Below are 22,162 nucleotides of genomic sequence, written 5' to 3'. Positions count from 1 at the left end.
GGGCATTGTCGCCAAAACTGGCGTACAGCGACCTGAACATAGGATGATTGGAGACCGCGGCTGGCTCAGGAGGCGGTGCCCCCCGTGGGCCTTTGATCAGTCGGCCGAGGAGGACGCCTGGAGCGGGACGGCCCGCAGCAGCAGTCCGGTGGCGGACACCCGCAATTCCATCTCACCGGTCCCATGGATGGCCTTGAACGTGGCCGAACCATAGTCGGTGTCGAGCACACCGGAGAGCCAGCCGAAGCGCTCTCGCAGGCTGAACAGGTCCACCGGCCGGTCCAGGCGCAGGCTGTAGACCGTGCGCTGCTCGGCACGTTCTTGCTCGAGCGAGAGATAGCGGCCTGCCACCCGGTCCAGCTCATAGGCGGTGTGCAGACCCAGCAGGTGGGCCCATGGCTTCCACTTCAGCACGTGTGCGTCCACGTACAGGGCATCGCCACGCAGCTCGAAGGACTGGCGGCGACCGTCCGGCAGGGTGAAGTGGGCGCGGAAGTGCTGTGGCCCCAGGGGTTCGATGCGGATGCGTGCGGCCACTTGCTCTTGTGTCAGGGCCTGGTAGCCGTGCATGCCCAGCCCGACCAGGCTGAAGGCCACCCCACCGATCAGCAGCACCATCCCGGTGAGTGTGTGGACCAGCAGGCCCAGCGGGCGAGCGCGCAGCAGGCTGCGAAAGGCCGCAGCCATGAACGACAGGCCCAGCAGCCACAGGGCGAGCGAGGCCCACCCACCGGGCCCGAGGACCGAGGGCATGTCCGCGAACCAGCTCCTCATCACCGCGCTGTCCATGACCCCATGCTGCCACGGACTGCCTTTCCGGGTTGGGCAAGACCGAGCACGCGGGATGGCCATGTGCGGGCACAATCCTGGGCCGTGGCGAGGGCCCGCGGCCCAGGAGACAGCTTCGATGAGCGCGTTGGACCAAGACCGTGATGCATTGCGACGGCGCTTGCTGGCGGCGCGCCAGGCGCTGCCGGATCGGCTCGAGCGGGCCGTGGCCTTGCAAACGGTGCTGCGCAGCTGGCTGGTGGGCCGGCGCGAGACACGCATCGGCGCCTACTGGCCCATCAAGGGCGAGTTCGACCCGCTGCCCGCGCTATACCGTTGGCAGGACGGCGCCCCGCCGGGGGTGAGCCGCCAGATCGGCCTGCCGGTGGTGGACAAAACCAGCAGGCAGTTGCGCTTTCACGTGTGGTTTCCGGGCTGCCCGATGGAAGAGGACGCCTATGGCATTCCCAAGCCCAAGGGCACCGAGGCCTTCGAGCCCGAGCTCTTGCTCGTGCCCTGTGTGGGCTTTGGGCCGGCCGGCCTGCGCTTGGGCTACGGCGGTGGGTTCATCGACCGCACCCTGGCGGCCCTGCAGCCGCGTCCGTGGTCGGTGGGGCTGAGTTATGCGCACGGCTTCGTGCCGCTGCTCAAACCCCTGGCCGGCGATGTCCATCTGGATACCCTGCTCACCGAGGAGGGGGTGATGTGGGAGCGCGGCTGATGCGGCCCCTCAGGCCAAACCCAGCCGCTGGCAGATCTGCAGCGTGGCGTGGGCTTGGTTCATCGTATAGAAATGCAGCCCTGGCGCCCCGCCCGCACGCAGGCGCTCGCACAGCTGGCTGACCACGTCCAGCCCGAACGCCTGGATCGATGCCTTGTCGTCGCCATAGGCCATCAGTCGCAGCCGGATCCAGCGCGGGATCTCGGCGCCACACGCATCGGAAAAGCGCATCAGCTGTGACGAGTTGGTGATGGGCATGATGCCCGGGACGATGGGCACGTCCACTCCGAGCTTGCGAGCTTCATCGACGAAGCGGAAGTACGCATCGCCATTGAAGAAGTACTGCGTGATCGCCGCGTTCGCCCCGGCCCGCACTTTGGCGGCGAAGGCTTGCACGTCGGCGTCCGGAGAGCGGGCCTGCGGGTGCATTTCGGGATAGGCGGCCACCTCGATGTGGAAGTGGTCCCCCGTCTCGGCCCGGATGAAGGCCACCAGATCGCTGGCATGGCGGAACTCGCCGAAGCTGCCATAGCCACTGGGCAGGTCGCCTCGCAGCGCCACCACACGGCGGATGCCCAGTTGGCGAAACTGCGCTAGCTGAGCGCGCACGCTCTCACGGGTGGCGCCGATGCAGGAAAAATGCGGTGCGGCGTCCACGCCTTCGGACAGGATGGCCTGCACCGTTTGCAGGGTGCCATCCTGCGTGGAGCCGCCGGCGCCGTAGGTGACGGAGCAGTACTCGGGCTGGAGTGCAAAGAGCTGCGCGCGCACCGCGGCGAGCTTGTCCACCCCTTCGGGGGTTTTGGGCGGGAAGAACTCCAGGCTGATCGGCAGCCGGTTCTCAGTGGCGTTCATCGATTCCTCTTCGTGTGTGTTCGGTAGACATCAGCCGCGCGTGCAGGCCCAGATGAAGAACTCGCGGTTGCCATCCCCGCCGGTGATGGGGCTGTCGAACCAAGCGCGCACCGTCCAATCCAGCGCTCGACAGGCCGCGCGCAGACGCTGCTCGACCCGCGGGTACAGGTGGGCGTCTTTCACCAACCCGCGTTTGCCCACCTGGCCGGGGCTCAGCTCGAACTGCGGCTTGACTAGCATCAGCACCTGGGCCCCGGGCTTGAGCCACGGCGCCAGCGGGGCCAACACCAAGGTCAGTGAGATGAAGGACAGATCCCCCACCATCAAATCGAAACTGCCCTGGGCCTGCTCGGTGGCAAAGGCCGTGCCCTGTGGCGAGCGCGCGTTGAGGCCTTCGTAGACGGTCACGCGCGCATCGCCGCGCAAGCGCTCGTGCAATTGGCCTTGGCCCACCTCCAGCCCCACCACCGCGGCAGCGCCGGCTTGCAGCAGCACGTCGGTGAAGCCGCCGGTGCTCTGCCCCACGTCCAGGCAGCGCCAGCCCCGCACGTCCAGACCGGTTGCGCGCAAAGCGCCTTCCAGTTTGAGTCCGCCGCGCGAGACGAAGCGCAGCTCGGCATCGTCCACCACTTCCAAGGCGCAGCCTTCGGGCAGGATTTCTCCGGCCTTCTTCGGCGCCTGCCAGCCTTGCGGCCCCTTCCAGCGCACCGCCCCGCGCTCGATCAGCCGTTGGGCGGCCGAGCGCGACGGCGCCAAACCTTGCTGCACGAGGAGTTGATCGAGACGGGGCATCGCAAGCCTCCGGCATGCCGCCCAGGCCGCAGCGGCGGCGGCCCCGGTGGCCCGAAGCACAGGCCGCTGCGGTGGCGGGGCCGACGATCAGTACCGGTAGGTGTCGGGCTTGTAGGGCCCTTCTTTGGGCACGCCGATGTAGGCGGCTTGTTCGTCGGTCAGCACGGTGAGCTTGGCGCCGAGCTTGGACAACTGCAGTCGCGCCACCTTCTCGTCCAGATGCTTGGGCAGCACATAGACCTTGCCCACTTCGTAGCGCTCGGGCTGGGTGTAGAGCTCGATTTGCGCCAGCGTCTGGTTCGCAAAGCTGGAGGACATGACATAGCTCGGATGCCCCGTGGCGCAGCCCAAGTTCACCAAGCGCCCCTTGGCCAGCAGGATGATGCGTTTGCCATCCTCGAAGATCACGTGATCGACCTGCGGCTTGATCTCTTCCCAGCGGCACCGGGCTTCCAACGAAGCGACATCGATCTCGTTGTCGAAGTGGCCGATGTTGCACACGATGGCCTGGTCTTTCATGCGGGCCATGTGTTCGTAGGTGATGACGTGCTTGTTGCCGGTGGCCGTCACGAAGATATCGGCCTTGTCGCAGGCCTCGTCCATCGTGACGACCTTGTAGCCTTCCATGGCCGCCTGCAGCGCGCAGATGGGGTCGATCTCGGTCACCCAGACCTGGGCCGACAAGGCCCGCAGTGCCTGGGCCGAACCCTTGCCCACGTCGCCATAGCCACACACCACGGCGATCTTACCGGCGATCATCACGTCGGTGGCGCGCTTGATGCCGTCCACCAGCGATTCACGGCAGCCGTAGAGGTTGTCGAACTTGCTCTTGGTGACCGAGTCGTTGACATTGATGGCGCGGAACATCAGTTCGCCACGTGCGGCCATTTGCTTGAGCCGGTTGACGCCGGTGGTGGTCTCTTCGGTGACGCCGATGATGGCCGCGCTCTTGCGCGAATACCAGGTCGGGTCCTGCGCCAGCTTGGCCTCGATGGCCGCAAAGAGGACGCGCTCTTCTTCACTGCTGGGATGGGCCAGGACCGAGCGGTCCTTTTCGGCACGTCGGCCCAAATGCATCAGCAGCGTGGCATCACCGCCGTCGTCCAGGATCATGTTGGGGCCTTCGCCTTCCGAGCCGGCCGGTCCGAACTCGAAGATGCGGTGGGTGTAGTCCCAATAGTCCCGGAGCGACTCGCCCTTGTACGCGAACACGGGCGTGCCTTGGGCGACGAGCGCGGCGGCCGCATGGTCTTGCGTGCTGAAGATGTTGCACGAAGCCCAGCGCACGCTGGCGCCCAGGGCCTGCAGCGTTTCGACCAGCACGGCCGTCTGAATGGTCATGTGCAAGCTGCCGGCGATGCGCGCGCCTTTGAGCGGCTGGCTGGCTGCGAATTCCTCGCGGATGGCCATCAGGCCGGGCATTTCGGTTTCGGCGATGCGGATTTCCTTGCGCCCCCAGTCGGCGAGCGACAGGTCGGCCACGACGTACTGGTCGCTCGACAGGGCGGGCTTGAGGACAGCGTTCATGAGTTTCTCCTGATGGAAAAACCGCCGTGCGCCGGGGGAAGGTGGACAGGCCCACCCGGCCAGACACATGCGGGTGAGCGCCGTTGCGATCGAAGCCGTCCGAGCCTGGGGCCTGCAGGCCTTGCAACGCTCCTCGGACAGACCTCGATTGTAGCCGCCCCGGGCGGGGGCATGTTGGGCTGGGCTGCACCGCGACGGCCAAAACCGGTAGCATTGTCACTTTGCACGCGGCTTTGACGTGCTCGGGCGTCGCCAGGCGTCCTTTCCTTGGCTCATCGGCCAAGACTGTGGAGAGTTTCCCGTGTCTTTTGCCTCCGAAACCCGGCGTCGCCGGACGTTTGCCATCATTTCCCACCCCGATGCGGGCAAGACCACGCTGACCGAAAAGCTGTTGCTCTTTTCAGGCGCGATCCACATCGCCGGCTCGGTCAAGGCGCGCAAGGCCAGCCGCCATGCCACCTCCGACTGGATGGAGATCGAAAAGCAGCGTGGCATCTCGGTGGCCAGCTCGGTCATGCAAATGCTGTACCGGGACCACGTGATCAACTTGCTGGACACACCGGGCCACAAGGATTTTTCGGAGGACACCTATCGCGTGCTGACCGCGGTGGATTCGGCGCTGATGGTGATCGACGCGGCCAATGGCGTGGAGGCGCAGACCCGACGCCTCATCGAGGTGTGCCGCCAACGCGACACCCCCATCCTCACCTTCGTCAACAAGATGGACCGCGAGGGCCGCGACCCCATCGCGCTGCTGGACGAGATCGAGCAGGAACTGGGCATGCCTTGCGTGCCGATGACCTGGCCGGTGGGCCAGGGCAAGGCGTTTGCCGGCATCGTCAATCTGCGCCAAAAGAACATGCGGCTGTTCAAGCCGGGGCAAGATCGCCTCACCGACGACGAGATCGTGCCGCTGGAACAGGCGCAGACGTTGCGCGCGCGCTTCGGTCACGACTTCGAGCTGGCCGAGCAGAACATCGAGCTGCTGAGCGAGGCCGCGCCGGCGTTCGACATGGAGGCCTTTCTGGCGGCCAAGCAGACGCCGGTGTTTTTTGGCTCGGCCGTCAACAACTTTGGTGTGCAGGAAGTGCTCGATGCCCTGGTCGATCTGGCCCCGCCGCCGGCGCCGCGGCGCAGCACCACGCGGCTGGTGCGGCCCGACGAGGAGCAGTTTTCCGGCGTGGTCTTCAAAGTGCAGGCCAACATGGACCCGGCGCATCGGGATCGCATTGCCTTCGTGCGCGTGTATTCGGGCCGCTACACCCAGGGCATGAAGCTCAAGGTGCAGCGCACCGGCAAGGAGTTGCGCCCCACCAGCGTCGTGACCTTTCTGTCGCAACGCCGTGAAGCCGTGGAGGAGGCTTATGCCGGCGACATCATCGGTTTCACCACGCATGGCGGCGTGCAACTGGGCGACACCCTCACCGAAGGCGAGGCCTTGCAATACACCGGACTGCCGTTCTTTGCGCCCGAACTCTTCCAGGCCGTCGAATTGGCCAACCCGATGAAGAGCAAGCAGCTGCAGGCCGGGTTGATGCAGCTGGGCGAAGAAGGCGCCATCCAGGTCTTCCGTCCGCACGAGGGCGGCCCGATGCTGCTGGGGGCCGTGGGTCAGCTCCAGTTCGAGGTGGTGCAGCACCGCTTGAAGACCGAATATGGGGTCGATGTGCGCCTGATGCCCTCGCGCTTCGTCGGCGCCCGCTGGGTCAGCTCCGACTCTGCCGAGGAGCTCAAGAAGTTCATCGACCTCAACGGCAGCAAGTTGGCGCTGGATGCGGCCGACACCTTGGCCTATCTGATGACCTCGCCCTATGACCTGCGTTTGACGCAAGAGCGGCACCCACGCATCCGCTTCCATCCGCTGCGCGAACACGCGGGTCTGACATTGCAGCAGGCGGCTTGATGGCTTCGCCGATGTTGCCCTTGTCGGCCTGGCCGGCCTTGGCGCGCCGGCGGCTGCGCGGCCTGTTCACCGACATCGACGACACCCTCACCCGCGAGGGGGTGATCATGCCCGAGGCGCTGCAGGCCCTGCACGCGCTGCGCGCTGCCGGGGTGGTGGTCATCCCCGTCACCGGGCGGTCGCTGGGGTGGTCCGAGCCCTTGGCGCGGCAGTGGCCGGTGGCGGCCATCGTGCCGGAGAACGGCGCCCTGGCCGTGCTGCCCGATGGCCGGCGCCTGTACCTGCAGGACGAGGCCACGCGGCAGCGCAACGCCCGACGCCTGGCCGAAGTGGCCCAGCGCATCCTGGCCGAAGTGCCGGGCGCTCGGCTGGCGCGCGACAGCGCAGGACGTCTGACCGACATCGCCATCGATCATGGCGAATTCACGCACTTGCCGCCCGAGCGCATCGACCAGGTCGTGGCGCTGATGCGCGGGCAGGGGATGGTGGCCACCGTCAGTTCCATCCACATCAATGGATGGTTTGGCACGCATGACAAGTGGAGCGGTGCGTGTTGGATCGCCCAGGAACTGCTGGGCGTCGATCTGGAGCAAGAGCTCGACCGTTGGGCTTATGTGGGCGACTCCACCAACGATCAGCCCATGTTCGAGCGTTTCGAGCACAGCGTGGGCGTGGCCAACATCGCGCGTTTCGTGCCGCAGATGCAGCACCTGCCGCGCTATGTCACTGCGTCTGCGCAAGGAGCCGGCTTTGCCGAGGTCGCGCATGCCGTGCTGGCGGCCCGCTGATCAAGGCGCCAAGCCGGGCAGGCCTGTCCATAGCGCATCCAAGTTGGAGATTCCCCAGTCCGCAGGATTTTCGGGGCCGACGATGCGGTCATGGGTGTACGCAGCGCCCAGATCCAGCACCTCGGGCACGATGTAGGTGTTCGATTTGGTCGAGAAAAAGACCTTCACCCGAGGCCGCAACAGCGAGTGTTCGTTTTGTTCCAGCACCACGCCCAGCCGTCCGGACTGCAGGCGCACCAGCGAGCCCGTCGGATAAATGCCCACGCATTTCACGAAGGCTTGAAACACCCGCTCGTCGAAATGCCCCTCCTTGGCCCACAGCGCCATCTTGCGCACAGACTCGGCAGGATGCCAGCCGGCTTTGTACGGGCGATCCGAGGTGATGGCGTCATACACATCACACACCGCCCCGATTTTCGCGTGCAGGCTGATGGCATCGCCGCTGAGCCGGTCGGGGTAGCCGCTGCCATCGATTTTTTCATGGTGGTGCAGGCACACGTCCAACGCCATCTCGCTGCGCACACCGGCCCGCTGCAGCATCTCGAAGCCGGCTCGCGGATGGGCTTGAACGCAGAGGAACTCCTCTTGCGTCAGCCGACCCGGCTTGTTCAGGATCTCCAGAGGGATGACCGCTTTGCCCAGATCGTGCAGCAAGCCGGCCAGGGCGGCTTCCCGGACGTCTTCGGCACTGAGCTGGAGTTGCCGTGCCACGGCGGCACACAACGCGGCCACGGCCACGGAGTGCAAATAGGTGTAGTCGTCTTTGGTTTTGAGGCGGGCCAGACTGATCAGTGCATGAGGGTTGCGCTCCAAAGAATCCGAGACCTCGTGGGCCAGGGCCTTCAGCGGCGTGGTATCGACCACGCGGCCCAAGCGGGCTTGCCGAAAGAGGTGCTTGATTTGTGTCTTGGCTTGAGTCAGGACCCGCTGGGCGTGTAGCACCTCGGCTTCCAGGCTCATGCGGCGTGGCGCCGATGGCGATGCCGGGCGATCGGGCAGCGGCGTGCGCAGCTCGGCACGCAAACGCTCGTCATCGGCCGAGCCGACCTCGGGCAGGCGCAGCGCTGCGGGCTCGGGCGCCACGTCCAGGCCCTTGTCCACGTCGATCACCACTTCCTTGACCGGGGACTGCAACAGCTTGTCCAGATCGGCTGGCGATTTCAAGACGAACGAGGTCTTCCAAAACGGATGATCCAGCCAGGACGTGCCGCACAGCGCATGGAGGTACATGCCCACACGCACTTGGTGTACGGGAATCTTCTTCAACATGGTGCGACCGATGCTAGCCCGTCGGTCGATGGGGGATGCGAAAAATTGCGTGGCAAAAGCCTCACTCGAAGCTTCATCGCCGATCGGAGCGACCCCGGGGGCCTGCCCATTCGGAGTGCTGTGCGGGCTGAGGTGGGTGGGAGCGGCGAGTTGGGGCTCACATCGGCCGTGCAGTCTCTGCGGCCGTGAGCCGCGTGGACATCCGACCCGCGGGCACCGCCCTGCCACGGGGCGGCTGGGCCGGGCCGCCGAACGCGGTGTCCGTGGGGCTTACGGCCCGGCTGCCGCACGCAGCGCCTGGGCCTTGTGGCGCAAGTCCCTGGAGGCGCTGGCGCGCCTGCGGGCTTTACAGTCCCGCCGCTGCACGCAGCGCCTGGGCCTTGTCCGTGCGTTCCCAGGTGAACTCGGGTTCCTCACGACCGAAGTGGCCGTAGGCGGCCGTCTTGCTGTAGATCGGCCGCTGCAGGTCCAGCATCTGGATGATGCCCTTGGGACGCAGATCGAAGTGCTCGTTGACCAAGGCGGCGATCTTTTCATCGGGAATCACGCCCGTGCCTTCGGTGTAGACGGTGACATTGATCGGGCGGGCCACGCCGATGGCGTAGCTGAGCTGGATCTGACACTGACGGGCCAGGCCCGCGGCCACGATGTTCTTGGCCACATAGCGGGCGGCATAGGCGGCCGAGCGATCCACCTTCGTTGGGTCTTTGCCCGAGAAGGCGCCGCCGCCGTGCGGGCAGGCGCCGCCGTAGGTGTCGACGATGATCTTGCGGCCGGTCAGGCCGCAGTCACCCTGCGGGCCGCCGATGACGAAGCGGCCGGTCGGGTTGATCAGGTACTTGGTGTCTTTCAGCCATTCCTTGGGCAGCACCGGCTTGATGATTTCCTCGATCACCGCTTCGATGAACGAGGGCTTCATCTTCTTGGGCGTTTCGCTTTGGTCCGGGCTGTGCTGGGTGGACAGCACCACGGTGTCGATGCTGTGCGGACGCCCATCCACATAGCGCATCGTCACCTGGCTCTTGGCGTCGGGGCGCAGGAACGGCAGCCGGCCATCCTTGCGCAGCTGCGCCTGGCGCTCGACCAGTCGGTGCGCGTAATAGATGGGCGCTGGCATCAACTCGGGCGTTTCGTCACAGGCGTAGCCGAACATCAGGCCCTGGTCGCCGGCGCCCAAGTTCAGGTAGTCGTCGCTGGCCTGGTCCACGCCCTGAGCGATGTCGTTGCTCTGCTTGTCATAGGCCACCAGCACCGCACAGCCTTTGTAGTCGATGCCGTATTCGGTGTTGTCGTAGCCGATGCGCTTGATGGTATTGCGCGCCACCTCGATGTAATCGACATGGGCATTGGTCGTGATCTCGCCGGCCAGCACCACCAGCCCGGTGTTGCACAGGGTTTCGGCGGCCACGCGCGAGCGAGGGTCTTGCTCGAGGATGGCGTCGAGGATGGCGTCGGAAATCTGGTCGGCCACCTTGTCGGGGTGGCCTTCGGAGACGGATTCGGACGTAAAAAGAAATTCGTTCGCCACTGCAGGGCCTCCTGTTTCGATGACACTCCAGGCGTTTGCCGACCCGGGTCACGAAGGAGGAGCGGCGAACGCTTTAGCGGTATTTGTTGTCGAGCAAGCACCCAAGGCCGGTGCCCACCGGGCAGGCGGCTCGCTATGCTTGCCACCTGCGCATCGCCCCGCAAGTTGTTCCTTAACCCGGCGACCCCCACATTATAGAAACACATGCTGATCCTCTTTCGCCTGCTGTCTCGATGTCCCTTGTGGCTGCTCCATCACATCGGGGCGGCTTTGGGATGGCTGGCCTTCGCACTGTCTCCCACCTATCGGCGCCGTTTCCGCGCCAACGCCGCGCAAGCGGGTGTGCCGTGGTCGCAAGTCCGTCCCGCCGTGGCGGCTGCCGGGCGCATGGTGGCCGAGCTGCCGTGGCTGTGGATGCGTCCGCAGGACCAGCCCTTGGGGGCACGGGTGCGCATCGAAGGGGAGCAGCACATTCGTGCAGCCCATGCCCAGGGGCGCGGGTTGATCTTCCTTACGCCGCACCTGGGGTGTTTCGAGGTGACGGCGCAGGCCTATGCCGAGCACTTCGGCGCCGAGTGCGGGCCGCTGACCGCGTTGTATCGGCCGCCGCGCAAAGCCGTGCTGCGCAAGTTGGTGGACACGGCGCGACACCGCCCGGGGCTGAAGACGGCGCCGGCGACGCTGGCCGGCGTGCGGCAGATGATACGCGCGCTCAAGGCGGGCGAGGCGGTAGGGCTGTTGCCCGACCAAGTGCCGCCCGAAGGCCTGGGGGTATGGGCGCCATTCTTCGGCCGGCCGGCGTACACGATGACCCTGGCCGCGCGTCTGGCCCACCAAAGCGCAGCGAGTATCTTGCTCGTCTGGGGCGAGCGTCTGCCTGGTGGGGCAGGCTATGTGGTGCGGTTCTCGCCGATGGCCGAGCCCCTGCCGCTTGAGGCAGAATCGGCCGCCGCTTGCATCAACCGTGCGATGGAACGACTGATCTTGCAATGCCCCGGTCAGTACCTGTGGGGCTATCACCGCTACAAACACCCGCGCGCGTTGCCGCACGAAGGGGGGCAACCTTGAAGCGCTGGGCCAGTCATGCGGCCATCGGCTTGATGTGGCTGGTGCACTGGCTGCCGCTGCCGGTGCAGGCTGCTTTGGGCCGCGGCCTGGGTCGCGCCTTGTTCGCGCTGGGGCGCTCGCGTCGGCGCATCGCCTTGCGCAACCTGGAGCTGTGCTTTCCGCACTGGACGCTGGCTCAGCGGGAGGCTTTGGCCCGTGAGCATTTCCAGTGGTTGGGGCGCAGCCTGCTGGAGCGAGGCTTGCTCTGGTATGCCCCGCGCCGTCGCCTGGAACGCCTGATCCGCATCGAGGGCGATATCGGCCTGGCCGATCGCAGCGACAAGCCGGTGATGTGGCTGGCCCCGCATTTCATGGCGCTGGACGTGGCCGGGGTGGCGATTCAATTGCATGTGAAGAAGACCGGCACTTCCATCTATCAGGCCCAAAGCAACAAAGTCTTCGATGCGGCGATTCGCCGCGGTCGGCTGCGCTTTGGCAATGCCGAAATCTTTTCGCGCAAGGAGTCGGCCAAGCCCTTGATGCGTTGTATCCGTCGTGGCCAGCCCTTCTTCAATCTGCCCGACATGGACTTCGGCCCGAAGGATGCGGCTTTCGTGCCCTTTTTCGGCGTGCCTGCGGCCACGCTGCTGGCGCCCTCGCGCATGGCCCGTGCGCTGGACATGGTGGTGCAGCCCGTGGTGGCCGAAATGCTGCCAGGGGGGAGGGGCTATGTGGTGCGTTTCCTGCCGCCATGGACCGACTTTCCCACCGATGACGCGCTGGCCGATACGCGCCGCATGAACCAGTGGATCGAGCAAGAGATCGAGCGCATGCCGGCCCAGTATCTGTGGGTGCACAAGCGGTTCAAGACTCGACCGCCGGGTGAGCCTCGCCTCTATTGAGCCAGCGGCGCGGCGCGTCGTGGGGGGATAATCGGCGCATGAAACTGCGCTTTACCAAGATGCACGGGGCGGGCAACGACTTCGTCGTGATCGACGCCACGGCGGCCCCACTGTCGTTGTCCGTGGCGCAACTCCAGCGCTTGGGCGACCGGCGCTTGGGCGTGGGGGCCGACCAAATCCTCGTGGTCGAGCGGGCCTCGACGCCCGAGGCCGATTTTCGCTACCGCATCTTCAATGGCGCGACCGGCCAAGAAGTCGAGCATTGCGGCAATGGCGCGCGCTGTTTCGTGCGCTTCGTGCACGACAAGGGCCTCAGCGACCGCAACCCCTTGCGTGTGGAGACCATCAACAACCGCCTGGTGTTGCAGGCCCAGGCCGATGGCCGGGTCACGGTGGACATGAATGCCCCGCTGTTCGACGTCGATCGTGTGCCCTTCGACACCACGGGACTGACACCCCGCCTGGTGGGACCCGCGCCCGGATGGCCGCTGTGGCCGCTCGATCTGGGAGAGGTCACGGTCGAGGTGGCGGTGTTGTCGATGGGCAACCCCCATGCGGTCGTGTTGGTGGACGATGTGGATGCGGCTGCGGTGGCGCAGTGGGGGCCGCGCATCGAGCAACACCCGCGTTTCCCGCGCAAGGTCAACGCCGGCTTTTTGCAGATCATCGATCGCGGGCACGTCAAGCTGCGCGTGTACGAGCGCGATGCGGGCGAGACCCTGTCCTGTGGCACCGGAGCCTGCGCGGCCGTGGTGGCTGGCATCCGACAGGGGCTGCTCGATGCGGCCGTCGAGGTCGACACCCGCGGTGGCCGGCTGCGCATCGAATGGGCCGGTGGCGATGCCCATGTGTTCATGACCGGCCCGGCGCAGACCGTCTTTGAAGGAGAAATCGAACTGTGAGCATCTCTTCTGGCATCCAGGGCATCACCGAGGACGACATCGCCCGCTTTCTGGCCAACACGCCCGGATTTTTCGAGCGTCATGCCGAGCTGCTGGCCAGCATTCAGCTCACCAGCCCGCATGGCCATCGCGCCGTCTCGCTGCAAGAGCGCCAAATGGAAATGCTGCGCGAGAAGATCCGTGGCCTGGAGATGCGCCTGATGGAGATGATCCGTCACGGCCAGGAGAACATGGCCATTGCCGACAAGCTGCATCGCTGGACACGTGCCCTGATGCTCACGGCCGATCCCGTGGATCTGCCTGGCACTCTGGTGCACGAGCTGAAGGCCCAGTTTCTCATCCCCCAGGCCAGCATCCGTGTGTGGGGAGTGGTCGGAGCCTATGCCGACCAGCCTTTTGCCCAAGGCGCCAGCGAGAACACGCGCACGTTCGCAAGCAGTCTGGTGCAGCCCTACTGTGGGCCCAATGCCGGCTTCGAAGCCGTGGCTTGGCTGGACGACCCTGCCACGGTGGCCTCGGTGGCCTTGATTCCACTGCGCCATGGCGTGGGGACCGAAGCCTTCGGCCTGCTCGTGCTGGGCTCGCCGGACCCCACCCGCTACACGGCCGACATGGGCACCGAGTTTCTGGTGCGAGTGGGGGACTTGGCCAGCGCTGGCCTCACCCGCTTGCTGCCCGAAGGCTGAGTCCGAATGACGATGAAGGACCCGTCGTTGCCGCCTCCCATCGAGAGCTATCTCGAGCACCTGCGCGCGCAGCGGCGCGTGGCCGAGCTGACCTTGCGTGCCTACACGAGCGACTTGGCCCAGTTGGCCCGCTTGGCCGACGAGTCCGGCGTGGCCTTGGAAGACGTGCAGGCGCACCACGTGCGCCGTTGGCTGGGCCGCCTGCATGCGGCGGGTTTGTCCGCGCGCAGCCTGGCGCGCATCCTCAGCGCGTGGCGCGGGTGTTACCGTTGGTGGGGGCGGCAGGGCCGCCTGGCCCACAACCCGGTCGATGGGATCAAAGCGCCCAAGGCGCCCAAGCTCCTGCCCAAAGCCTTGTCGGTGGAGCAGTCGGTGGCCCTGGCCGAGCAGGCCCCCGGCGCGGCCGACGACCCCGTGCTGGCGGTGCGCGATCGCTGCATCGTCGAGTTGCTCTACGGTTGCGGCTTGCGCATCAGCGAGCTGGCGGGGCTGGATGTGCACGCCACAGCGGCAGGCCGCGGCTGGGTCGATCTGGACGGTGCCGAAGTGCATGTGTTGGGCAAAGGGGGCAAGCGGCGCAGCGTGCCACTGGGGCGGGCGGCCTGCCAAGCCCTGCGCGAATGGTTGGCGGTGCGCCCGCGCCTGCTGCGCGGCGAGGAGGCCGCGCTGCTGCTGAGCGAGCGTGGTCGCCGCTTGTCGGTTGCGCAGATCCGCGTGCGCCTGTCGCGGCGCGCGCTGCAGGCGGGCGTGCCCACACGGGTCCATCCGCACATGCTGCGACACTCGTTTGCCTCGCACCTGCTGCAATCCAGCGGCGATCTGCGCGCGGTGCAGGAATTGTTGGGGCATGCCCATATCACCACCACCCAGATCTACACCCGGCTGGACTTTCAACACCTCGCCCGGGCCTATGACGCGGCCCATCCGCGGGCACGTCGTAAATCCTGAATTCGCTGCTTCGTTGCCATGAACACCATCATTCTGCGCGAAGGCAAGGAGCGTTCCTTGCTGCGTCAACACCCTTGGGTTTTTCAGGGGTCGATTGCGCGTGGCCAAGCCGGCGCCGGCGACACCGTGCGCATCCAGGCCCATGATGGCCGCTTTCTCGCTTGGGCCGCGTACAGCCCGGCCTCGATGATCCGGGCCCGCGCCTGGAGCTTCGACGAGGCCGAACGCATCGATGCGGATTTTTTCCAGCGCCGCATTGCGCGTGCCTTGGCGCTGCGTGCGCGTCTGCCCATCGACAGCGATGCAGTGCGCTTGATCCACGGCGAAGCCGATGGTCTGCCCGGTCTCATCGTGGACCGTTACGGGGACACGCTCAGCGCCCAGTTCTTGTCGGCCGGCACCGAGCGTTGGAAAGCCGTGATCGCCGACCAATTGCTGGCGGCCACTGGCTTGACCCGCCTGTACGAGCGCTCGGACTCAGGCGTGCGTGCGCTGGAGGGGTTGCCTGCGCAGCGCGGTTGGCTGCTGGGGGAGGGGCCCACCGAGATCACCATCCGCGAACATGGCTGGCAACTCACGCTGGACGTGGCCGAAGGCCACAAGACCGGCTACTACCTCGATCAGCGCGACAACCGGCAACGCTTTGCGCAATGGGTGCGCCATTTCGGCTGCCAACGGGTGCTCAACTGCTACAGCTACACCGGCGGCTTCAGTGTCGCCGCACTGGCCGGTGGGGCGCGGGAAGTGCTCAGTGTGGACTCCTCCGCACCGGCACTGGCTCGGGCGCAAGCCCATGTGAAGCTCAATGGCTTCGAGCTTGCGCGTCACCAAACCCTCGATGCCGATGTGAACGACACGCTGCGTCGCTTCCTGCACGAAGGCCGCCGCTTCGATGCCATCGTGCTCGATCCGCCCAAGTTCGCGCCCTCGGCGGCCCATGCACAGCGCGCGGCACGCGCCTACAAGGACATCAACCGCCTGGCCTTCAAGCTGCTGGCCCCCGGCGGATTGCTGCTGACGTTTTCCTGCTCCGGCGGCATCGGGGCCGAACTGTTCCACAAAATCGTCGCCGGGGCTGGGCTCGACGCCGGGGTGGACGGCATGATCCTGTCACGTCTGGAGGCCGCGCCGGATCATCCGATGACCATTTGTTTTCCCGAAGGGGAATATCTCAAGGGCTTGGCCATCCTCAAGCAAGCCGACTGAATCCCTGGCGGGGCGGCGAGCGGCTTCAAGGCAGCAGCCGCTCGCCGCCAAAGAGCTCGGCCGGCTGCTCGCGCTGTCGCACCAAATGCGCCTGGTCGCCGACGACCAGCACCTCGGCGGCCCGTCCGCGGGTGTTGTAGTTGCTGGCCATGCTCATGCCATAAGCCCCTGCCGACAGCACGGCCAGCCGGTCCCCGGGTTGCACGGCCAGCCAGCGGTCGCGGCCCAGCCAGTCGCCCGATTCGCACACCGGCCCCACCACGTCATAGCGCTGCGCCGGGTCTGGGCGCTGGCGGCACGGCACGATGGCCATCGTGGCCTCATACATGGCCGGGCGCATCAAATCGTTCATCGCGGCATCGACGATGCAGAAGTTCTTTTCATCTCCCGGCTTGAGGTAGAGCGTCTCGGTCAGCAGCACGCCGGCATTGCCCACCAGCGAGCGCCCGGGCTCGAACATCAGCATGCGGTGACCCTGGCCGCGCGCATCCAGACGGGCCAGCAAAGCACCGATCAGCTCGTCCGCCCCCGGTGGGTGTTCATCGGTGTAGGTGATGCCCAAGCCACCGCCCAGGTCCAGGTGATGCAGCGCGATGCCTTGGGCCTCGATCGCCTCGACCAAATCGAGCACGCGGTCCAGCGCGTCCAGATACGGGGCGATTTCGGTGATTTGCGAGCCGATGTGGCAGTCGATCCCCACGATGGACAGGCCCGGCAAGGCCGCGGCCCGGCAGTAGGTGCTCACGGCGCGGCCATGGGCCACGCCGAACTTGTTCGATTTCAACCCGGTGGAAATGTAGGGATGGGTGCCTGCATCCACATCGGGGTTCACGCGCAGACTCACGCGCGCCTCGATCCCTTCTTGCACGGCCACGGCCGACAGCACCTCCAGCTCGGCTTCGCTTTCCACATTGAAGCACTTCACGCCGGCCCGCAGCGCTGCGCGCATTTCCTCGCGGGTCTTGCCCACGCCGGAGAACACCACGCGATCGGCACTTGCGCCAGCGGCCAGCACGCGCTGGAGCTCGCCGCCGGAGACGATGTCGAAACCACATCCGGCGCGTGCGAAGGTCTGCAGCACGGCCAGATTGGAATTGGCCTTCACCGCGTAGCAGATCAGATGATCGCGGCCGGCCAAAGCGGTTTGATAGGGCGCCAGCGCCGCCAGCATCGCGGCCTGCGAGTAGACATACAGCGGGGTGCCGAAACGATCGGCCAAGGCCGTCAGCTCACAGCCGTCGAGATACAGCGACTCGCCCCGGTAGGCGAGAAAAGGAGCGCCGGGCAATTTCATTGGGGACGTGAGGCAGAAGGGGAGGACGCAGCGGGCGCCGAAGCCGGCTCGGCGGCGGCAGTGGCCGCCGGGGACGCGGCAGGCAGGTACAGCGGCCCCTTCTGGCCGCAGGCCGATAGGCCTACTGGCAGGAGCGTCAGCGCAGCGGCCGCTAGAATGATTGCCCGTTTCGACATGCGCGGATTCTATCGGCGATGGCCCTCGACCCCACCCCCTTGAGCGACAGCGAATACCACGAACGCGCGCAAGCCGTGCTGGCCACGGTGGAAGCCTGGGTGGACCGCCTGCTCGAAGACGATGTGATCGACATCGACACCCACCGCACCGGGGGCTTGCTCGAACTCGTCTTTCCCAGTGGAGCCAAGCTGGTTCTCAACACCCAGCCGCCCTTGCACGAAATCTGGCTGGCGGCCCGCTCCGGGGGCTATCACTACAAGTATGTCCAAGGCCGCTGGCTCGATACCCGCGACGGTGGCGAGTTCTTCGAGCGGCTCGTGCAGTGCGCCAGCGACTTGGCGGGTCAGCCCTTGCCCCCTCCGGCGCGCTGAGGCGGCCGATGCGGCCCGTGGAGGAGGGCGCATGAGGCGCCCCGGTCCGATCACGGCCTGAACAAGTCCAGGATGCTGCGCCGTTCCTCTTCCGGGGTGGGGGTGGAACTCGGTACCGGCGAGGAGTCCATGCCCAGACTCGTGACCCCGGCGCCGTGGGCGTATTCCTCGTAGAACCATTCGCCGCCGACTTGGACCAACCCTGGCGGTGGGTCGAGCTCGCTGACGGGTACACCCTTGAGCGCCGTGGCCATGTAGTCGATCCACACCGGCAGCGCCAGGCCGCCGCCGGTTTCGCGTTCGCCCAGTTTGCGCGGCGTGTCATAGCCGATCCACACCACGGCCACCACCTGGGGCTGGTAGCCGGCGAACCAAGCGTCCATGGCGTCGTTGGTGGTGCCGGTCTTGCCGAACAAGTCGGGCCGCTTCAGCGTGGCCTGGGCCCGGGCCGCCGTGCCGCTGCGGGTGACTTCTTGCAGCAGACTGCTCATCACGAAGGCATTGCGTGGATCGATCGCGCGCATCGACTCGTCCAGCGGCGCGGGGGCATGCTCCACGAGCACCCGGCCGCGGTTGTCGGTGACTTTGGTGATCAGCGAGGGCGGCACCCGGTAGCCGCCATTGGCGAACACCGCATAGGCAGCGGCCATTTGCAGCGGGGTGACCGAACCGGCGCCCAGGGCCAGCGTCAGATAAGGCGGGTGGCGTTCTGGGTCGAAGCCAAAGCGCGTCGCCCATTCCTGCGCATAGGCCGGGGTGATGGCTTCCAATATCCGAATGGACACCATGTTCTTCGAGCGGGCGAGCGCTCGACGCAGCGACATCGGCCCATCGAAAGTGCCATCGTAGTTTTTGGGTTCCCAGGGCTTGCTGCCGGTGGTCGATGCGTCATAGAACAGCGGCGCGTCATTGACCACCGTGGCCGGGGTGAATCCGCGCTCCAGCGCAGCCGAGTAAATGAAGGGCTTGAAGCTCGAGCCGGGTTGGCGCCAGGCCTGGGTGACATGGTTGAAGCGGTTCTTGGCGTAGTCGAAGCCGCCGACCAGCGCGCGGATCTGGCCCGTGCGCGGGTCGAGCGAGACGAAGGCCCCTTCCACCTCGGGCAGTTGCGTGATCGACCAGCCCGCGCGGCCCAAATCGATGACCCGAATCACCGAGCCCACACGGATCTGGATGTTCGGTTTGGCCTTGGGGGACAGGCCGGACTGGGCCGGACGCAGGCCCTCGCCTTGCACCGTGACGGTTTGCCCGTCGGCCAACATGGCCACGACCTTCTTCGGGTCGACCTCGAGCACGACGGCGGCGCGCACTTCGTCATTGTCCGGGTGCTCCACCAGCGCCTCGGCCACCCGGGCATCGATCTGATCCGGGTCCTTGGGCAGATCCACATGGCCCTCGGGGCCGCGATACCACTGACGGCGCTCGTAATCCATGATGCCTTTGCGCAGCGCGCGATAGGCGGCGGCCTGCTCGTCCGAGCGGATCGTGGTGTAGACGTTCAGCCCCCGTGTGTAGCTCTCTTCGCCATACTGGTTGTGGATGAGCTGACGGGCGGTTTCGGCCACGTACTCGGCATGCACCGGCAGGGCCGCAGCCTGCCGGTAGCGCAGCACCTCGGCCTTGGCTGCTGCGTGTTGTTCTTCCGTGATGAAACCGTTGTCCAGCATGCGGTCGATGATGTATTGCTGGCGCACCCGCGCACGCGGCGGGTTGCGGATCGGGTTGTAGGCCGTGGGCGCCTTGGGCAGACCGGCCAGCATCGCTGCCTCGGCGATGCTGATGTCTTTCAGATCCTTGCCGAAATAGATCTCCGCGGCGGCAGCAAAGCCATAGGCCCGCTGGCCGAGGTAGATCTGGTTCATGTACAGCTCGAGGATCTCGTCCTTGCTCAACAGGCTCTCGATCTTGAGCGCCAGCAGCACCTCGTAGATCTTGCGAGTAAGAGTTTTCTCGGAAGACAGATAGAAATTGCGGGCCACCTGCATCGTGATCGTCGAGGCGCCTTGGCTGCCGACCGAACCGAAGTTGGCCAGGGCTGCTCGCAACATGCCCTTGTAATCGATGCCGCTGTGATCGTAGAAACGCGCATCCTCGATGGCCAAGACCGCGTGTTTCATCACCGCGGGGATCTGCTCGATCGGCACGAACTTGCGGCGCTCCTCACCGAACTCCCCCAGCAGCACGCCGTCGGCGGAGAACACCCGCATCGGCAGCTTGGGTCGATAGTCGGTCAGGCCATCGATGTCAGGCAGATTGGGGTAAGCCACGGCCAGCGCGATGGCCGCCAGCATCGCGCCAGCGGCTGCGGCGGCGGCCAGCAGTCCCAACGCCCAGGCGACTAAACGGGCCGTCCATCGAGCCCAGGAGGGCCCAGCAGAGCGACCCTGCGGCGAAGACGAGCGGGAAGATTCAGACATGCATGCGCTTTCGATGGGCCGCTACGCAAAGAGCGGACAAGCCGGCTACGGGCCAGCATTTGCCCCGGCGCCGTGCGCCGCGGGGGCGGTGGGCCGCCGATGCGAGGATTATAGGAACAGCCCTGCGGCGGCGACGGCTGCGTGGACGATATCCGCCGCGCATGCGCGCCGCATTCGGACACAGTTTGTTTCAATCTCGAGGCGGGCTCAGGGTTCTCCCGCAAGCCGGGTTTTGGCGTTCACTTTTGGCAACGGAAACAAACGTTCAAACCGTGAAAAAATCTTTGTTGCACAAAGGGTTTACTGCTAGCATTGAAGTAACTTATTAACAATCCGGCGCACCTTTCCTGCCGTTGGGGGACTCCGTGAGCTTTCTTGACGTTTTGCTGGGCCGCAAGCATCCGCCGCTTGTCGGGCTGGACATCAGCTCGTCCAGCGTGAAGCTGGTCGAGCTGGGGCAGACTGCTTCTGGCGAATACGTCGTCGAACGTTTCGCGACCGAGAGTTTCGAAAAGGGCTGGATCGCCGATGGCCAGATCGAGAAGTTCGACGAGGTGGCCGAGGCGGTACGCCGCGTGGTGGTCAAGAGCGGCACACGCACCAAGCATGTGGCCATGGCCATGCCACAGTCCTCGGTGATCACCAAGAAGATCGTGCTGCCGGCGGGCTTGCGTGAAGAAGAGCTCGAAATGCAAGTCGAGTCCGAAGCCAACCAATACATTCCCTTCTCGCTCGATGAGGTCAGCCTGGACTTTTGCGTGATCGGCCCCAGCCCCACCTCGGCGGGCGATGTGGAAGTGTTGATCGCTGCGTCCCGCAAAGACCGGGTGCAGGACCGTCAGGGCTTGGCCGAGGCCGCAGGGCTCAAGCCGGTGGTGCTCGACATCGAATCACATGCCTCGCGCTTGGCCGTCAGCCGCCTGATCCGGGCCTTGCCCAACGAAGGGCGCGACATGCTGGTGGCTTTGTTCGAAATCGGCGCCGAGACCACGAGCCTGAAAGTGCTGCGAGACGATGAGCTGCTGTACGACCGTGACCAAGCCTTTGGCGGCAGCCAGCTCACCCAGCTGATTTCCCGCCAGTACGGCTTCTCGTTCGAGGAGGCCGAGCAGAAGAAGCTCGCCGGGGACCTGCCCGAGGACTACGAGCAAACCATCCTCAATCCTTTCGTGGACAGCATGGCCCAGGAAGTCGGCCGCGCGCTGCAGTACTTCTTCACCAGCACGCCGCATCACAAGGTGCACTACGTGATGCTGGCCGGTGGCAGCGCCGCCTTGCCCGGCCTGAAGGAGCGCGTCACCGCGCAGACCGGCTTCGCCTCGATGATCGTCAATCCCTTCGAAGGCATGAAGCTCGGCTCCAGCGTGCGTGAGAGCAAGCTGCGCCGGGAGGCGCCGTCCTACCTGACGGCGTGCGGCTTGGCGATGCGGAGGTTCCTGCAATGATCCTCATCAACCTGCTTCCCCACCGGGAAGAAAAACGCCGCCGCCGCAAGCAAGCCTTTTTTGCCGTTCTGGGCTTCTCGGCCTTGGGCGGGGCGCTCATCGTGGCACTGTGGTATGCCGTGCTGCAACAAATGATCTCCACCCAGCAAGAGCGCAACGCCTTCTTGCAGCAGGAAATCGCCAAGCTCGACGAGCAGATCAAAGACATTGCCAACCTGCGCGCGGAAATCGAAGCGCTCAAGGCGCGGCAGCGGGCCGTGGAGGATTTGCAGACCGATCGCAACATGCCCGTGCACCTGCTCAACGAGTTGGTGCGCCAAACGCCCGAAGGCGTGTACCTGACGGCCATCCGACAAGATGGGCAGGCCGTGTCCATCAACGGGGTGGCTCAGACCAACGAGCGCGTGTCCGAGATGTTGCGCAACACGGCTTACAACTCCACGTGGCTGGAGCGTCCCGAGCTCATCGAGATCAAGGCGGCCAACGTGCGCACCGATGGGCGCGAACAGCGCCGGCTCTTCGAATTTTCGATGCGCGTGTCGCTCAAGCGTCCGCAGGATGCTTCGGCGCCGGCTGCGGCGGCCAGCGCGCCGGTGGGTTCGCCTTCTTGAGGAAG

The 22,162-nt window shown here is 65.8% G+C and carries 21 protein-coding genes and 1 riboswitch; of the genes, 12 read left to right on the top strand and 9 right to left on the bottom strand.

Annotated elements, in window-relative coordinates:
• Nucleotides 1-96 precede the first annotated feature (96 nt).
• Nucleotides 97-753, bottom strand: coding sequence for a hypothetical protein (locus CTA01S_RS02600; RefSeq protein WP_157451277.1), 657 nt, complete (start codon nt 751-753; stop codon nt 97-99).
• Between the two features lie 154 nt (nt 754-907).
• On the opposite strand from CTA01S_RS02600, the gene CTA01S_RS02595 reads away from it, so the two are divergent.
• Nucleotides 908-1,489 carry a 5-formyltetrahydrofolate cyclo-ligase gene (locus tag CTA01S_RS02595; protein WP_062191834.1) on the top strand — a complete coding sequence of 194 codons (582 nt, stop codon included), beginning with the start codon at nt 908-910 and terminating at the stop codon, nt 1,487-1,489.
• Between the two features lie 9 nt (nt 1,490-1,498).
• Here the strand turns inward: CTA01S_RS02595 and metF are convergent, their stop codons facing one another.
• From metF to ahcY, 3 genes are all read right to left on the bottom strand, one after another.
• The gene (gene metF, locus CTA01S_RS02590; RefSeq protein ID WP_062191830.1) at nt 1,499-2,344 is read right to left on the bottom strand and encodes a methylenetetrahydrofolate reductase [NAD(P)H]; all 846 of its coding nucleotides are present in this window, start codon (nt 2,342-2,344) and stop codon (nt 1,499-1,501) included.
• Between the two features lie 30 nt (nt 2,345-2,374).
• Nucleotides 2,375-3,136, bottom strand: a complete 762-nt coding sequence (locus CTA01S_RS02585) for a TlyA family RNA methyltransferase (protein WP_062191826.1) — start codon at nt 3,134-3,136, stop codon at nt 2,375-2,377.
• Between the two features lie 87 nt (nt 3,137-3,223).
• Nucleotides 3,224-4,663 carry an adenosylhomocysteinase gene (ahcY, locus tag CTA01S_RS02580; RefSeq protein ID WP_062191823.1) on the bottom strand — a complete coding sequence of 480 codons (1,440 nt, stop codon included), beginning with the start codon at nt 4,661-4,663 and terminating at the stop codon, nt 3,224-3,226.
• Nucleotides 4,664-4,731: 68 nt separating this feature from the next.
• Nucleotides 4,732-4,804: riboswitch (S-adenosyl-L-homocysteine riboswitch) on the bottom strand.
• Between the two features lie 160 nt (nt 4,805-4,964).
• Here ahcY and CTA01S_RS02575 point away from each other — a divergent pair.
• Nucleotides 4,965-6,566: a peptide chain release factor 3 gene (locus CTA01S_RS02575; RefSeq protein ID WP_019559863.1), complete on the top strand. Its 1,602-nt coding sequence runs from the start codon at nt 4,965-4,967 to the stop codon at nt 6,564-6,566.
• Entirely contained in the window at nt 6,566-7,354 is a 789-nt protein-coding gene (locus tag CTA01S_RS02570; protein WP_019559862.1) for an HAD family hydrolase, read from the top strand. The genes CTA01S_RS02575 and CTA01S_RS02570 overlap by 1 nt, the downstream gene beginning before the upstream one ends.
• On the opposite strand, the gene CTA01S_RS02565 is transcribed toward CTA01S_RS02570, so the two are convergent.
• Both CTA01S_RS02565 and metK read right to left on the bottom strand, forming a co-directional pair.
• The gene (locus CTA01S_RS02565) at nt 7,355-8,623 is read right to left on the bottom strand and encodes an HD-GYP domain-containing protein (RefSeq protein WP_062191820.1); all 1,269 of its coding nucleotides are present in this window, start codon (nt 8,621-8,623) and stop codon (nt 7,355-7,357) included.
• A gap of 346 nt (nt 8,624-8,969) precedes the next feature.
• Nucleotides 8,970-10,151, bottom strand: coding sequence for a methionine adenosyltransferase (gene metK / locus CTA01S_RS02560; RefSeq protein WP_019559860.1), 1,182 nt, complete (start codon nt 10,149-10,151; stop codon nt 8,970-8,972).
• A 204-nt stretch (nt 10,152-10,355) separates the two neighbouring features.
• Here metK and CTA01S_RS02555 point away from each other — a divergent pair, with 204 nt between their 5' ends.
• From CTA01S_RS02555 to CTA01S_RS02530, 6 genes are read left to right on the top strand one after another with little or no spacing between them, the layout of a single operon-like run.
• A complete protein-coding gene (locus CTA01S_RS02555) occupies nt 10,356-11,219 on the top strand; it encodes a lysophospholipid acyltransferase family protein (protein WP_062191818.1) in 864 nt (287 codons plus the stop codon).
• Nucleotides 11,216-12,100 (top strand): LpxL/LpxP family acyltransferase, encoded by an 885-nt coding sequence (locus CTA01S_RS02550; protein ID WP_019559858.1) that lies wholly within the window; start codon nt 11,216-11,218, stop codon nt 12,098-12,100. The genes CTA01S_RS02555 and CTA01S_RS02550 overlap by 4 nt, the downstream gene beginning before the upstream one ends.
• A gap of 38 nt (nt 12,101-12,138) precedes the next feature.
• Nucleotides 12,139-13,002, top strand: a complete 864-nt coding sequence (gene dapF, locus CTA01S_RS02545; protein ID WP_062191817.1) for a diaminopimelate epimerase — start codon at nt 12,139-12,141, stop codon at nt 13,000-13,002.
• Nucleotides 12,999-13,688: a DUF484 family protein gene (locus CTA01S_RS02540; protein ID WP_062191814.1), complete on the top strand. Its 690-nt coding sequence runs from the start codon at nt 12,999-13,001 to the stop codon at nt 13,686-13,688. The genes dapF and CTA01S_RS02540 overlap by 4 nt, the downstream gene beginning before the upstream one ends.
• 6 nt (nt 13,689-13,694) lie before the next feature.
• On the top strand, nt 13,695-14,636 hold the full coding sequence (xerC, locus tag CTA01S_RS02535) for a tyrosine recombinase XerC (protein ID WP_062191810.1): 942 nt from the start codon (nt 13,695-13,697) through the stop codon (nt 14,634-14,636).
• Between the two features lie 18 nt (nt 14,637-14,654).
• Complete coding sequence (locus tag CTA01S_RS02530; protein WP_062191807.1) at nt 14,655-15,842, top strand: class I SAM-dependent rRNA methyltransferase; 1,188 nt, start codon at nt 14,655-14,657, stop codon at nt 15,840-15,842.
• A gap of 25 nt (nt 15,843-15,867) precedes the next feature.
• Here the strand turns inward: CTA01S_RS02530 and lysA are convergent, their stop codons facing one another.
• Together lysA and lptM are read right to left on the bottom strand one after the other, a co-directional pair.
• The gene (gene lysA, locus CTA01S_RS02525) at nt 15,868-17,136 is read right to left on the bottom strand and encodes a diaminopimelate decarboxylase (RefSeq protein ID WP_062191803.1); all 1,269 of its coding nucleotides are present in this window, start codon (nt 17,134-17,136) and stop codon (nt 15,868-15,870) included.
• The gene (gene lptM, locus CTA01S_RS16845; protein WP_232300968.1) at nt 17,133-17,312 is read right to left on the bottom strand and encodes an LPS translocon maturation chaperone LptM; all 180 of its coding nucleotides are present in this window, start codon (nt 17,310-17,312) and stop codon (nt 17,133-17,135) included. Before lptM ends, lysA begins: the two co-directional genes overlap by 4 nt.
• Nucleotides 17,313-17,330: 18 nt before the next feature.
• Between lptM and cyaY the strand changes: the two genes are divergently transcribed.
• Complete coding sequence (cyaY, locus tag CTA01S_RS02520) at nt 17,331-17,684, top strand: iron donor protein CyaY (RefSeq protein ID WP_019559852.1); 354 nt, start codon at nt 17,331-17,333, stop codon at nt 17,682-17,684.
• Between the two features lie 50 nt (nt 17,685-17,734).
• Here the strand turns inward: cyaY and CTA01S_RS02515 are convergent, their stop codons facing one another.
• Nucleotides 17,735-20,101, bottom strand: coding sequence for a penicillin-binding protein 1A (locus tag CTA01S_RS02515; protein ID WP_062191798.1), 2,367 nt, complete (start codon nt 20,099-20,101; stop codon nt 17,735-17,737).
• A 365-nt stretch (nt 20,102-20,466) separates the two neighbouring features.
• On the opposite strand from CTA01S_RS02515, the gene CTA01S_RS02510 reads away from it, so the two are divergent.
• Together CTA01S_RS02510 and CTA01S_RS02505 are read left to right on the top strand one after the other, a co-directional pair.
• The gene (locus tag CTA01S_RS02510; RefSeq protein WP_026329990.1) at nt 20,467-21,546 is read left to right on the top strand and encodes a pilus assembly protein PilM; all 1,080 of its coding nucleotides are present in this window, start codon (nt 20,467-20,469) and stop codon (nt 21,544-21,546) included.
• Complete coding sequence (locus tag CTA01S_RS02505; RefSeq protein WP_019559849.1) at nt 21,543-22,157, top strand: PilN domain-containing protein; 615 nt, start codon at nt 21,543-21,545, stop codon at nt 22,155-22,157. The genes CTA01S_RS02510 and CTA01S_RS02505 overlap by 4 nt, the downstream gene beginning before the upstream one ends.
• Nucleotides 22,158-22,162 lie beyond the last annotated feature (5 nt).

This window comes from Caldimonas taiwanensis NBRC 104434, assembly GCF_001592165.1.
In the GTDB taxonomy this organism is placed as follows: domain Bacteria; phylum Pseudomonadota; class Gammaproteobacteria; order Burkholderiales; family Burkholderiaceae_C; genus Caldimonas; species Caldimonas manganoxidans.
This window is presented reverse-complemented; position numbering and strand designations above follow the sequence as displayed.

Excerpts from the sequence above, each read along its gene's own strand:
- CTA01S_RS02600 (WP_157451277.1), bottom strand. The coding sequence starts at position 753 with ATGCCCTCGGTCCTCGGGCCCGGTGGGTGGGCCTCGCTCGCCCTGTGG.
- CTA01S_RS02595 (WP_062191834.1), top strand. The coding sequence starts at position 908 with ATGAGCGCGTTGGACCAAGACCGTGATGCATTGCGACGGCGCTTGCTG.
- metF (WP_062191830.1), bottom strand. The coding sequence starts at position 2,344 with ATGAACGCCACTGAGAACCGGCTGCCGATCAGCCTGGAGTTCTTCCCG.
- CTA01S_RS02585 (WP_062191826.1), bottom strand. The coding sequence starts at position 3,136 with ATGCCCCGTCTCGATCAACTCCTCGTGCAGCAAGGTTTGGCGCCGTCG.
- ahcY (WP_062191823.1), bottom strand. The coding sequence starts at position 4,663 with ATGAACGCTGTCCTCAAGCCCGCCCTGTCGAGCGACCAGTACGTCGTG.
- CTA01S_RS02570 (WP_019559862.1), top strand. The coding sequence starts at position 6,566 with ATGGCTTCGCCGATGTTGCCCTTGTCGGCCTGGCCGGCCTTGGCGCGC.
- CTA01S_RS02565 (WP_062191820.1), bottom strand. The coding sequence starts at position 8,623 with ATGTTGAAGAAGATTCCCGTACACCAAGTGCGTGTGGGCATGTACCTC.
- CTA01S_RS02555 (WP_062191818.1), top strand. The coding sequence starts at position 10,356 with ATGCTGATCCTCTTTCGCCTGCTGTCTCGATGTCCCTTGTGGCTGCTC.
- dapF (WP_062191817.1), top strand. The coding sequence starts at position 12,139 with ATGAAACTGCGCTTTACCAAGATGCACGGGGCGGGCAACGACTTCGTC.
- xerC (WP_062191810.1), top strand. The coding sequence starts at position 13,695 with ATGACGATGAAGGACCCGTCGTTGCCGCCTCCCATCGAGAGCTATCTC.
- CTA01S_RS02530 (WP_062191807.1), top strand. The coding sequence starts at position 14,655 with ATGAACACCATCATTCTGCGCGAAGGCAAGGAGCGTTCCTTGCTGCGT.
- lysA (WP_062191803.1), bottom strand. The coding sequence starts at position 17,136 with ATGAAATTGCCCGGCGCTCCTTTTCTCGCCTACCGGGGCGAGTCGCTG.
- lptM (WP_232300968.1), bottom strand. The coding sequence starts at position 17,312 with ATGTCGAAACGGGCAATCATTCTAGCGGCCGCTGCGCTGACGCTCCTG.
- cyaY (WP_019559852.1), top strand. The coding sequence starts at position 17,331 with ATGGCCCTCGACCCCACCCCCTTGAGCGACAGCGAATACCACGAACGC.
- CTA01S_RS02515 (WP_062191798.1), bottom strand. The coding sequence starts at position 20,101 with ATGTCTGAATCTTCCCGCTCGTCTTCGCCGCAGGGTCGCTCTGCTGGG.
- CTA01S_RS02505 (WP_019559849.1), top strand. The coding sequence starts at position 21,543 with ATGATCCTCATCAACCTGCTTCCCCACCGGGAAGAAAAACGCCGCCGC.